The 11,478-nt window shown below is 61.5% G+C and carries 10 protein-coding genes; 7 read left to right on the top strand and 3 right to left on the bottom strand.

Annotated elements, in window-relative coordinates:
- The coding region (locus AB4Y34_RS26185; RefSeq protein WP_368717658.1) for a secretin N-terminal domain-containing protein at positions 1-681 on the bottom strand (681 nt) is incomplete at its 3' end.
- 497 nt (positions 682-1,178) lie between these two features.
- Here AB4Y34_RS26185 and AB4Y34_RS26180 point away from each other — a divergent pair.
- Complete coding sequence (locus AB4Y34_RS26180; protein ID WP_368717657.1) at positions 1,179-1,622, top strand: lytic transglycosylase domain-containing protein; 444 nt, start codon at positions 1,179-1,181, stop codon at positions 1,620-1,622.
- Positions 1,623-1,767: 145 nt separating this feature from the next.
- Positions 1,768-3,135 carry a GTP-binding protein gene (locus AB4Y34_RS26175; RefSeq protein WP_368717656.1) on the top strand — a complete coding sequence of 456 codons (1,368 nt, stop codon included), beginning with the start codon at positions 1,768-1,770 and terminating at the stop codon, positions 3,133-3,135.
- A 99-nt stretch (positions 3,136-3,234) separates the two neighbouring features.
- Here the strand turns inward: AB4Y34_RS26175 and AB4Y34_RS26170 are convergent, their stop codons facing one another.
- Both AB4Y34_RS26170 and AB4Y34_RS26165 read right to left on the bottom strand, forming a co-directional pair.
- Positions 3,235-3,513, bottom strand: a complete 279-nt coding sequence (locus AB4Y34_RS26170) for an HU family DNA-binding protein (protein ID WP_013090989.1) — start codon at positions 3,511-3,513, stop codon at positions 3,235-3,237.
- Between the two features lie 18 nt (positions 3,514-3,531).
- The gene (locus AB4Y34_RS26165; RefSeq protein ID WP_176109901.1) at positions 3,532-3,729 is read right to left on the bottom strand and encodes a hypothetical protein; all 198 of its coding nucleotides are present in this window, start codon (positions 3,727-3,729) and stop codon (positions 3,532-3,534) included.
- A 230-nt stretch (positions 3,730-3,959) separates the two neighbouring features.
- Here AB4Y34_RS26165 and mnmC point away from each other — a divergent pair, with 230 nt between their 5' ends.
- From mnmC to AB4Y34_RS26140, 5 genes are all read left to right on the top strand, one after another.
- Positions 3,960-5,927 carry a bifunctional tRNA (5-methylaminomethyl-2-thiouridine)(34)-methyltransferase MnmD/FAD-dependent 5-carboxymethylaminomethyl-2-thiouridine(34) oxidoreductase MnmC gene (mnmC, locus tag AB4Y34_RS26160; protein WP_368717655.1) on the top strand — a complete coding sequence of 656 codons (1,968 nt, stop codon included), beginning with the start codon at positions 3,960-3,962 and terminating at the stop codon, positions 5,925-5,927.
- 972 nt (positions 5,928-6,899) lie between these two features.
- Positions 6,900-8,105 (top strand): cation:proton antiporter, encoded by a 1,206-nt coding sequence (locus AB4Y34_RS26155; RefSeq protein ID WP_176109903.1) that lies wholly within the window; start codon positions 6,900-6,902, stop codon positions 8,103-8,105.
- Between the two features lie 87 nt (positions 8,106-8,192).
- Positions 8,193-9,308 carry a YbdK family carboxylate-amine ligase gene (locus AB4Y34_RS26150; protein WP_176109904.1) on the top strand — a complete coding sequence of 372 codons (1,116 nt, stop codon included), beginning with the start codon at positions 8,193-8,195 and terminating at the stop codon, positions 9,306-9,308.
- 569 nt (positions 9,309-9,877) lie between these two features.
- Positions 9,878-10,516 (top strand): MarR family winged helix-turn-helix transcriptional regulator, encoded by a 639-nt coding sequence (locus AB4Y34_RS26145; RefSeq protein WP_176109905.1) that lies wholly within the window; start codon positions 9,878-9,880, stop codon positions 10,514-10,516.
- 142 nt (positions 10,517-10,658) lie between these two features.
- Positions 10,659-11,372 carry a glutamine amidotransferase gene (locus AB4Y34_RS26140; RefSeq protein ID WP_368717654.1) on the top strand — a complete coding sequence of 238 codons (714 nt, stop codon included), beginning with the start codon at positions 10,659-10,661 and terminating at the stop codon, positions 11,370-11,372.
- Positions 11,373-11,478 lie beyond the last annotated feature (106 nt).

Genomic DNA, 11,478 nt, shown 5'->3' with positions numbered 1-11,478 from the left:
ATCGGACGAGATCGACACCTTGAGCGTCGCGTCCGTGCTGCCGATCGAGCCCGGATCGAGCATCTTGTTCATCTGCTGCGCGATGTCGATCGCATTCGCGTTCTTCAGCGGCACGACTGCAACCGCCTGGCCGGCCGCGCTATCGACACCCGCGATGATCTGGGCGATGCGCCGCACGTTGTCGGCGTAGTCGGTGACGACGATCGTATTGTTGGAGGGGTAGGCCGCGACCGTGTTGTTCGGCGAGATCAGCGGACGCAGAACCGGCAGCAGATTGTTGGCCGACTCATTCCTCAGCGTGAAGACCTGCGTGACGACCTGGTCGCCGCGCGCCGTCGGCGCGTTACCGACGTAGGTCGGCACGCCCTGTAGCTTGGCGTCGGCCTCGGGCACCACTTTCAGCACGCCATGATCCTGCACGAGCGCGAACCCCTGCATGCGCAGCGCGGACTGCAGGGTTTTGAGCGCCTGATCCTGAGGCACAGAATTTTCGGACACGAGGTTCAGTTGGCCCTTCACCCGCGGGTCGACGATGATCGTCTTGCCGGTCGCCGCGCCGATCGCCTTGGCAACCTGGTCGATGTCGGCGTTGACGAAGTTGAGTGTCACCTGCGCCTGTGCAGTTTGCGCGGTGATCAGTCCAGCCACCAGCAGCGCCGTTGCCACCCGACGCAAAGTCATACAATTTCTTCTCATGGGATGTGATATCGATGCCGGCAGCCTCTGCCACCGACGGTCATGCGATGCGGACCCGGCGGCAAGTTACCGCTCGGTCGGTTTGTGAGCCGGCCCTAAAAGCGAGTTTCGCTTCGAGCTCCAGCGTCCCGACGTCCGAAAAAATCGAACAGTAACAGCTTTTCATGTCGGAATTGAAACAAAACAAGGGGCCCCATGCGAATCCACGAAGATCGCAGAGCTGTTATTAAATTGAAAGCTACCCGCCACCGCACACTCACGCCATTACCCGGCTTTGTGCGGTCTTATGTCGGTTAGCCAACTTGACGAAGGTCGGACTGCCGGTATGATACGAGCCGTTCGACCCACTGTTATTTGTTTGCTGACGCGGGTTTTCCCCGATGCTCGACAAACGCCCGGCCAGCTTGCCGTTGCGGCCGAGACGGCGGTCGGTGAACTGCCTTACCGATTCTTACCTCGGGTTTGCTTAGTCCTATTGACCGATGAAACGTCCGCTCGTCACCGTTGCCGCCATGCTCGCGCTGCTCGCCGCAGCCGGTTCCGCGCGCGCCGACTGCTTCGATGAAGCGGCGAAGTATCAGAAGGTCAATCCGCTGATCTTACGGGCTATCGCGTGGCAGGAGTCGCACAACCGGCCGGATGCGCAGCACAAGAACGCGAACGGCTCGACCGACTACGGTGTGATGCAAATCAATTCGGTGCATCTGCCGGTGCTCGCCCAGTACGGGATCTCGCAGGGCACGCTGATGGAGCCGTGCAAGAACGTGTACATCGCGGCGTGGCATCTGCGCCGCCAGATGAACAAGTACGGCAATACCTGGCAGGCGGTCGGAGCATACCACTCGGAGACGCCGACGCTGCGGGACAAATACGCGCAACAGATCGCTGCGATTCTGCGCAGCTGGAAGTTGATGCCCGCGCAGTAAGCCATTCCAACGCTGTCGCTCGCACGAGCCGCACGCATTTTAATGCACAATGCGACTTCGTGCTTTTGTCGCGCCGTCGCAGCGACGCCGACGATTTGACCCCACGCCCCGCACGCCTTCCAATCTTCCCGTATTTCGTACCGCGATGAACCAGCCGCTATTGCCCATCACCGTGCTCTCCGGTTTTCTGGGCGCTGGCAAGACCACGCTCCTGAACCACATCCTCGCGAATCGCGCCGGTTTGCGCGTCGCCGCGATCGTCGACGATCTGGCCGACGTCAATATCGACCCGGCGCTCGTGCGTGATGCGGCCGAGCTGTCGGGCGTCGACGAGCAGATCGTCGAACTCAGGAACGGCTGCATTTGCTGCACACCGCGCGACGATCTGCAAAGCGAAATCCGTCGCCTCGCCGGCGAAAAGCGCTTCGACGTGCTGGTGATCGAATCGAGTGGCATCGCCGAGCCCATGTCGATTGCCGAGACCATTACATTCGATGGCGACGAAGCCCCATCGCCCAGCGAAGCCGCCCGGCTCGATACGATGGTCACGGTCGTCGATGCGTTCAACTTTCTGCGCGATTACGCGTCTGCCGATGCGCTCTCCGAACGCGGCGTCACGGTCGACGAAGGCGACGACCGCATGATCGTGGAGTTGCTGATCGAGCAGATCGAGTTTTGTGACGTGCTCGTCGCGAACAAGATTGATCTCGTCAGCGCGGACGAGCTCGCGCGTTTGCAGCGCATCCTCGCGCGCCTGAACCCGCGCGCGGTGCAGCTCGTGAGCCGCTTTGCCGACGTGCCGCTCGATCAGGTGCTGAACACCGGACGCTTCGATTTCGACGAAGCGTCGAATGCGCAGGGCTGGCTCGCGGCGCTCGAGCACAAGCACGAGAATCAGCACGGCGGTAAAGATGGCCGCATGCATCACAGCGAAGCCGACGAATACGGCGTCGGCTATTTCGTCTATCGCGCACGCCGGCCGTTTCATCCGCAGCGGCTATGGGAGCTGCTGCACCAGGAGTGGAAGGGCGTACTGCGCAGCAAGGGATTCTTCTGGCTCGCGACGCGCAACGATATCGGCGGTTCGCTCTCGCAGGCCGGTGGTGCTTGCCGGCACGGCCCCGCGGGCATGTGGTGGGCCGCCCAGGATCGCAGCGAATGGCCGGAAGGCGACGACGAGCTGGCCGCCGAAATCGCCGCCGACTGGTACGGCGAGCCGGAGGATATGAGCATCGGCGATCGTCGTCAGGAGTTCGCCCTGATCGGCGTCGATATCGACCCCGCCCTCTGGCGCGCGAAGTTCGATGCCTGTCTGCTCACCGACGACGAATACGCGCTCGGGCCGCAAGCCTGGCAGCAGTTCCCCGATCCGTTCCCGGCATGGGAGTTCGACGACCACGACCACGATCACGATCACGATCACGACAAGCATCACCATCAACATCACGGACACGGCGACGACTGCGAGCATTGTGGACATGACCACGGCAAGAACGCGCATCCTCATGACTGAACGAAGCACGCCGCGCATTCGAACCTCATGCACGGACGAAAAAAAACCCGCCACTGGCGGGTTTTTCTCGCGGGTGTCAACTGCCCGGCAGTAGTCTGCTTAGCGCTTGTTGACTGCGTCCTTGAACGCCTTGCCTGCAGTGAACTTGACAGTCTTGGCAGCCGGGATCTTGATGGTTTCGCCGGTCTTCGGATTACGCCCCGTACGCGCTGCGCGCTTGCCCGAACCAAAGCTACCGAAGCCGATCAACTGGACCGCCTCACCCTTCGACACAGACTTCTTGATCACTTCAAGCAACGTGTCCAGCGTTTCACCGGTTTGAGCCTTGCTGGCGCCCGTCTGTCCTGCGACAGCGTCGATCAGTTCCTGTTTGTTCATTAAGGTTCCTTTCTGAGTTTAGGTTGATACGAACAGCGCGACCGCGCCGATTATACGTGCGCGCACCGCGCCGTCGAGCAGCTGCGGCCCCGATCCTGAAGATCTCCCACGCCGGACAGGATACTGTTCGGCGGCCGTGCTGCCGCTCCCTTCGCGGCGCTTGCTATGATAGCGCAGCGCAAACCCAATCAGGATAAGGGTTTCGAGGAATTGCACGGTTTTCGGGCCGTTCTTGCAAGTAAATCGAAATTTTGCCCTTCAGCACCCCCTAAACGAGGGCTGAAACCCAGTCCTGGCGGGGGTTAGCGTTGGTTTTTGCCAACGCAGCAAAGCGTCTGAAAGCGTCCTGATGGGTCTTTTGCGGTGACTCGCGCGCGGTGCGGGCCGACGCCGACCATCGAACCCGCTCTTTCGAGCGATCTTTTGAGCGTGTTTTCCCGTCGCGCATGACCGATCCGCTGATCCCCGCCGTCCTCGCTTTCCGCGACAACGGCAGCCCCTTTTCACCGCACTACGACGACATCTATCACAGCGCCGTCGGCGCGCTCGAGCAGGCTCGCTACGTCTTTCTGCGCGGCAACGAATTGCCCGAAAGATGGCAGAGCCGTCGAACCTTCACCGTGCTCGAAACCGGCTTTGGCATCGGCATCAACTTTCTCGTCACGTGGGCCGCGTGGCGCGCCGATCCCGCACGCTGCGAGCGGCTGCATTTCGTGTCGACAGAGAAGCATCCGTTTAGCGCCGCCGATCTGCGCCGCGTCCACGCATCGACGATCTCCGATCCGCTCATCGCCCAACTCGCGGACACGCTCGCGAACGCATGGCCGATGCTCGTGCCCGGTGCGCACCGGCTGGAATTCGAAGGCGGCCGCGTCGTGCTGACGTTGATCTTCGCCGATGCGCTCGACAGCCTGCCCGCATTGCGGCTGCGTGCCGATGCTTTTTATCTCGATGGTTTCGCGCCCGCGAAAAATCCCGAACTGTGGAGTCCGGCGATCTTCAAGGCGCTGGCGCGCGTCGCCGGCGACGACGCGACCTTCTCCACCTATAGCAGCGCGGGCGACGTCAAACGCGCGTTGACGCAATGCGGCTTCGAATATCGCAAGGTCGACGGCTTCGGCTGGAAACGCGCGATGCTGGTCGGACGCTTCGCGCCGCGCTGGCGTGTGCGCCGTTATGAACCGCCCGCGCCGTTCGGCCATGATGAACGACATGCGGTCGTGATCGGAGCGGGGCTGGCCGGCTGCGCAGTGATCGAGCGGCTTGCGGCACGCGGTTGGCGCGTGACTTCGCTCGAGCGGCACGGGTCGGTTGCGCAGGATGCGTCGGGCAATCCGGCCGGCGTATTCCACCCAATGATTTCGCGCGACGACAGTGTCGCGTCGCGCGTCACGCGGGCGGGCTTTCTGTACTCGCTCAATCGTTGGACCGCACTCGAAAACGCAGGGCATCGACTGGCCCGCGGAGATCGCGGGCTGCTGCAGATCGCCGCGGACGACGACGAATCGCGCGCGATCGGCGCGGCCATCGCCACGTTTCGCTATCCGTCCGACTACGTGACGCCGGTCTCCGCGGCCGATGCAGCGCAACTCGCCGGCATGCCGCTCGCGCGTGGCGGCTGGCTCTTTCCGCGCGGCGGCTGGATCGATCCCGCCTCTCTTTGCGCGGCGCAATTGGCATCGGCAGGCGGCTTGCTCGAACGACGCTTCGGCGTCGACGTCGCGCGGCTCGAACGTTGCGGCGACCAGTGGACCGTCTTCGATATCGCGGGAAAGGTGGTCGCGCGAGCGCCGGTCGTGATCGTCGCCGGTGCGCATGAAGCTGCGCGCATCGCTGGCTTGCGTCATGCGCCGACTCGCAGCATTCGCGGTCAGTTGAGCTTGCTGCCGGCGGGGACCGTCGCGCCGCTCGCGCTGCCGGTGATCGGCGAAGGCTATGCCGTGCCACTCGCGAACGGCGTCACGCTGACAGGCGCGACCTATGAGCTCGACGACCCCGACACGTCGCTGCGCGCGGACGGTCACCGCGAGAATCTCGAGCGCGTCGCGCAGATGCTGCCGTCGTTCGCAAGCGCACTCGATGACGCGTCGCTGACCTCGCTCAGCGGACGCGTTGCGTTTCGCTGCGTGACCTCGGACCGCATGCCGATGATCGGCCAGCTCGCCGACGAAGCCGCTGCCGCACGCGATGCTGCTCGCCTGCGCGGCGCATGGCCGCTCGATCTGCCGCGCGTCGACGGTCTATACGGCGCATTCGCTTATGGTTCTCGCGGGCTGGTATGGGCCGCGCTCGGCGCTGAACTGATCGCCTCACAGATCGAAGGCGAGCCGTGGCCGCTGGAACGCGATCTCGCCGAGGACATCGACCCCGCGCGTTTTCTGCTGCGTTCGTTGCGACAGGGGACGATCGGTTAACCGGCTTCGACCATCGCGGAGTTAACGCCCGGCACGTTAACTCCGCCCGCGCTGCAAACCACGTTAACCGACACCTCCGCTTATCCACCGCAACCTGTGGATAACCGCGCAGTTAACCGGCGCAAGTGGTGTGGAGCCGTTGTGGACGTAAACGGGGTAACTGGGACATCGCGAAAAAGTGCGAAAAGTTGCGCGCGTATACCGGCCGCAGCCGCACATGCTGTCCATCCGGTTATGCGGCCGACAACATGATGATTTATTTCGGTAAACATAGGTTATCCACAGAAACGGAGGCAGCTTGTTAACTGTTACTACGTATACATACGGTAAACCAGTAAACAGCAAAGACGGGGGCTAGCACCCCGCCTATCGGGCTGGATGAATTTCGTTCGAGCTCACGTAAACGGATTACTCGATGCTCGCCGTTAACCTGGGAAGAGCGCAAAAAAACGCAGATCAAACCGCGCATCAAGGTCACACACGCGAACGTAATGCCAGGGAGCGGATTCACCGTTCGCGATGTTGTCGAAATTGACGGGATACCGCGAAAAAAGGTCGCTTTTTCCGTTCGGTATGAAAATAACGTACTTTTTTACCGTTTTGCCAGCGAGTTAACGTCTTTTCGGTTAACGCGGAACAAGCTATGGCACAATCCCCGTTCTTTTCCGCGTCGTGCCACCGCATCTGACGGCACGCGCAGCAACGGAACGGTGCCGGTCAAACAGAATCTGATTCAAGGTCGACGGCGTTCCTTCACCGTGCCTGTTGCTACTGCCGCATCCCGTGAATGTGCCCGACTCAGTGCGGTTTTTTGCGGCCGCGGCGCATTCCGATCATCCGATCATTGAAACCTCGCAACGCTGACTTCGCGAAGCGCTTGCGACAACGAGCGCTCTCGGTTCGCTCGTGCCACGGCGTGCGTGTGCGCCGGTTCGCGTCGTCTGCCGTTGCTGCCAAGGAGAACCCATTACGATGAATTCGGCGTTTTCGTTTCTGCCAGCGTGGCCGCTTTCACCCGACGCCATTTTCTGGGCAGGTCTCGCATTGCTTGTCGCTGGTCTGTGCGGCGAGCTTTGCTTTCGCGCGTGGCGTTTACCACGCATTTCCGGCTATGCGGTGATCGGCCTCATAGCCGGCGGAGCCGGTTTTGGCGTAATCGATGCGGATTCCGCGAGCGCCGCGCGGCCGCTGCTCGACGTCGCGCTCGGCCTGTTGCTGTTCGAACTGGGCAGCCGGCTCGATCTGCGCTGGATCCGCCGTAATCCGTGGCTGATTCTGTCGAGCGTGGCCGAAGCCACGCTGACCTTCGTGCTGGTGCTGCCGGTGCTCCTATTCCTGCACGTGCCGCTGATGGTCGCGACCGTACTGGCCGCGATCGCGATGGCGACATCTCCCGCGATGGTGATCCAGCTCAAAACCGAACTGCGCGCCGAAGGACAGGTCACGCAGCGTCTTCTGACCTTGACCGCGCTGAACAGCATGTACGCGGTCGTGATCGAAAAGCTCGTGTCGAGCTGGCTGCATCAGGAGGTTTACGGCAACGTGTTCGCGACGATCCTGCAGCCGTTGTACCTGCTGGTCGGCTCGCTCGTGCTCGCGTATCTGCTCGCGCGCACCTGCACGTTCTTCTATCGGCGCCTGAACATGCACGACGAGCATTCGTTCGTCGCGCTGTTCGGTCTCGTGCTGCTCGCGATCGCAATCGCGCATCTGTTCAAGCTATCGACGATTCTCGCGCTGCTCGCCGCGGGCATCATCGTGAAGAATCACGAAGCGCGTCCGCAGTTGTGGCCGCAGCATTTCGGCACCGCGGGGTGGCTGCTGACGGTGATCCTGTTCGTGCTGACGCTGACGTCGTTCGAATGGAGGCACATCGCGTTGGGCGGAGTGGCGGCGCTGGGCCTGATCGTTGCTCGCCTCGTCGCGAAGCTGGTCGGCGTGCTGGCTTTCGCGAAGCCGAGCGGCCTGAATCTGAAGCAGGGCATCGCACTCGGCCTGTCGTTGTCGCCGATGTCGGCGCTCGCGTATCTGCTCGTCGACGACACGTACAACCTGTATCCGAGCTTCGATCCGCAATTGCGCGCGATCGTCATGTGTTCGATTTTCGTGCTGCAGATTCTCGGGCCGTGGCTCGTCTATCGCAGCCTCGCGCTCGTCGCCGAGCGGCGCGTGGGGTGAGCGTGAAACGCGCGTGGGTGCCATGCGCGTTTCACGAACCCGTCTTTTCAATTCCTTCGCCTCAAACGACCTGACTCAGGGAACGCCATGTCACTCGAACCCTTCATCGATTCGAAACCGTTCACGTTCGGTATCGAACTCGAAATGCAGATCGTCAATACGCACGACTATGATCTGACCAAAGCCGGCACCGATCTGCTGCGCCTCATCAAGGACGAAAAAATCCCCGGCAACATCACGCCGGAAATCACCGAAAGCATGATCGAGCTGTCGACCGGCATCTGCACGTCGCACGAACAGGCGGTCGCCGATCTGCGCAAGATTCGTGACACGCTGGTATCCGCGGCCGACCATCTGAACGTCGGTCTGTGCGGCGGCGGAACGCATCCCTTCCAGCAATGGAGCGAGCGGCAGATCGTCGATACGCCACGTTTTCAGTATCTTTCCGAGCTGTACGGCTATCTCGCGAAGCAGTTCACGGTGTTCGGCCAGCACGTGCACATCGGTTGCCCGAATCCGAACAGCGCGCTGTATCTGCTGCATTCGATGTCGCGCTTTATCCCGCATTTCATTGCGCTGTCCGCGTCGTCGCCTTTCGTACAGGGTGTCGATACCGGATTTCATTCGGCACGACTGAATTCTGTGTTCGCGTTTCCGCTGTCGGGCCGCGCGCCGTTCGTGCTGACGTGGGACAGCTTCGAGGAGTATTTCTCGAAGATGGTCCACACGGGCGTGGTCAACAGCATGAAGGATTTCTACTGGGATATCCGTCCGAAGCCGGGATTTGGGACGATCGAGGTTCGGGTGATGGATACGCCGTTTTCGGTGGATCGCGCCGCGGCGATCGCCTGCTACATCCAGACGCTCGCGCGTCATTTGCTGCTCGACAAGCCGATCACGCCGCAGGAAGACGACTATCTGGTCTACACGTTCAACCGTTTCGAAGCCTGCCGTTTCGGACTCGGCGGCACCTGCATCAATCCGCAAACCGGTGAACGAAAGACGATTTCCGAAGATATCCTCGAAACGCTCGAACAGATCGGATCGCATGCGCAAGCGCTCGGCTCGGTCAATGCGCTGGCCGAAGTCGGCGCGATCGCGCGTGGCCAGGTCAACGACGCGACGTGGCTGCGCAGCGTGTTTGCGCAGGAGAAGTCCTTGCATGAAGCGGTTCGGCAGCAGTGTTTGCAGTGGCGAGCCTAGCCGCGAAGACCTCATGAAACCGTTTGCGTGCGTCAGTTACGCGACGTTCCGAGGAAACCCGCCCCGTGCGGGTTTTTTTTCGTAAAAAAATTTTTATGACTTTTCGTGCGCGCAACCCTTCAGGTTTGTCGAAAGTTTACGTATACCAGCCTAGGGGCAGTGAGCAGGCGTTGCCAAAGGCTGTGGACAACTGAATAAATACCTGCAAAGTCAATGCTCTGGGGAATTGATAACCAGGCTGACGAGAGACGCTCCGGTCAAGCCTGGCAAGCGCAACCGAGGAAACGCTCGACACGCTGCAAGTGCTTGTTGCAAAACGGTACACAGGCTATCCAAACGTTTTCCCCTGCTTATCCACAGCTCGCGTTGGATAAGTTAGCTGTACGATTTGCAGGTCTCGCATAGAATGTCGTTTTTCGCCGCCTTCGGCTTCCAAGGCGGTGTATTTTTGAGATAGTACAAACGGCTTCATCCGCGGTTGGACGAAGCTACCCACACACGCGACGGGCGTACCCCGGCAGGCAACCGCCGGCATCGCACCAAAGCGGTAAATAAACGAATCGAAGATTATGAGCGAAGGCGTATACGGAGAACAGGCAAACGGGCGAGTAACCCACAGCCTCTTGCGATTGAGCACGGCGATGCGAAGCCAGGCTTGGGAATGGGCGGAAGGCGCGGGCCTGACGCCGACCCAGGGTGAGATCCTCGTGCTGCTGATGCAACGCAAGGGGCCGATGCGTCTCGGCGAGATCGCGCGCGAAACGGCGTTGACCGCCGCGACCACCAGCGATGCGGTCAGCACGCTCGAGACCAAGGGTCTCGTCGAAAAGCGTCGCGCACTCGACGACGGTCGCGCGCTCGCGGTACGCCTGACCTCGCGTGGCCGCACCGCTGCCAAACGCGCCGCGCAATGGCCGGACTTCCTGTCCAAGGCGGTCGGCACGCTGCGCGAGGACGAACAGTCCGTGTTCTATCGCACGCTGCTCAAGACCATCTATCAGCTCGAAGCGCAAAACACGATTCCGTCGCATCGCATGTGCCTGAGTTGCACGCATTTCCAGGCAAGCAAGAATCCGAAGAAGACGCCGCATCATTGTGCGCTGCTCGACCTGAACATGTCGGATACCGATGTGCGTCTCGACTGCTCCGTGCACGAAACGGCGGACGTAGCCACCCAGAAGAAGACCTGGAAGATCTTCGCCCAATAACCGGCGTCTTTCGGAACAATCCGCTAACATGACCTGGCCGGCTACGGCGGGCGGTATACGCCGCCTGCTTGCCGGCTGGTGCCGTGCAAGGATAAAGTCGTTGGCGGCAAGTCGTTAGTGAACCTGAAGATAGGGCAGGCCGATGAATCGGGAAGTACTCGCCATCCGCCATGTGCACTTCGAGGATCTGGGCAGTCTTGAGCTCGTGCTCGGCGAGCGCGGGCGTCCGGTCCGCTATCTCGACGTGGGCGTCGCCCGTATCGAGGCGCCCAATCCGATTGCCGCGTCGCTGATGGTCGTGCTGGGCGGCCCCATCAGCGCCACCGACGATGCGCTGTACCCCACGCTAGCGCCGCTGCTGTCGTTGATCGAAAAGCGCATCGCGGCCGGGTTGCCGACACTTGGTATCTGCCTTGGCGCACAGCTGATCGCCCGGGCGTTGGGTGCGCGCGTCTACCCCGCGGCTCAGGCCGAACTAGGCTGGGCACCGCTTACGCTGACCGATGCGGGCCGCGCCTCGCCACTGCGTCATCTTGATGGCGCTCATACGTCGATGCTGCATTGGCACGGCGACACCTTCGATCTGCCCACCAACGCGACCCGTCTGGCTTCGACTCCTACCTGCGAGAATCAGGCCTTCGCATGGGGCGATCACGTGCTGGGCTTGCAGTGTCATCCCGAGATCCGCACCGATCGGTTCGAACCCTGGCTGATTGGCAATGCCAATGAACTTTCGGGTCACGGCATCGACGCGCGTCAGCTGCGCGCCGACACCGCTCGATACGGTCCCGCGCTCGAAGCCGCCGGGTGCCGCATGTTCGGCGAATGGCTCGATCAGGTCGAGACGAAGATCTGAATGGCTGGCCGAATGGCGACGTAAGTGGCCAGCGAGGTGCCCCCTTTCTGCAGCAAACCGCGTGCGGTGCTATGCTCGATCGCTCTCGGGCTTTCACTGGACGTAA

This window comes from Paraburkholderia sp. BR10954 (assembly GCF_040965775.1).
GTDB classification, from domain to species: Bacteria; Pseudomonadota; Gammaproteobacteria; order Burkholderiales; family Burkholderiaceae; genus Paraburkholderia; species Paraburkholderia youngii.
The sequence above is the reverse complement of the archived record's forward strand: the minus strand, read 5'-3'. Positions and strand labels throughout refer to the sequence as shown.

Coding starts and splice junctions, on each gene's coding strand:
- AB4Y34_RS26140 (WP_368717654.1), top strand. CDS start 10,659: ATGAATCGGGAAGTACTCGCCATCCGCCATGTGCACTTCGAGGATCTG.
- AB4Y34_RS26155 (WP_176109903.1), top strand. CDS start 6,900: ATGAATTCGGCGTTTTCGTTTCTGCCAGCGTGGCCGCTTTCACCCGAC.
- AB4Y34_RS26180 (WP_368717657.1), top strand. CDS start 1,179: ATGAAACGTCCGCTCGTCACCGTTGCCGCCATGCTCGCGCTGCTCGCC.
- AB4Y34_RS26150 (WP_176109904.1), top strand. CDS start 8,193: ATGTCACTCGAACCCTTCATCGATTCGAAACCGTTCACGTTCGGTATC.
- AB4Y34_RS26145 (WP_176109905.1), top strand. CDS start 9,878: ATGAGCGAAGGCGTATACGGAGAACAGGCAAACGGGCGAGTAACCCAC.
- AB4Y34_RS26175 (WP_368717656.1), top strand. CDS start 1,768: ATGAACCAGCCGCTATTGCCCATCACCGTGCTCTCCGGTTTTCTGGGC.
- mnmC (WP_368717655.1), top strand. CDS start 3,960: ATGACCGATCCGCTGATCCCCGCCGTCCTCGCTTTCCGCGACAACGGC.
- AB4Y34_RS26170 (WP_013090989.1), bottom strand. CDS start 3,513: ATGAACAAACAGGAACTGATCGACGCTGTCGCAGGACAGACGGGCGCC.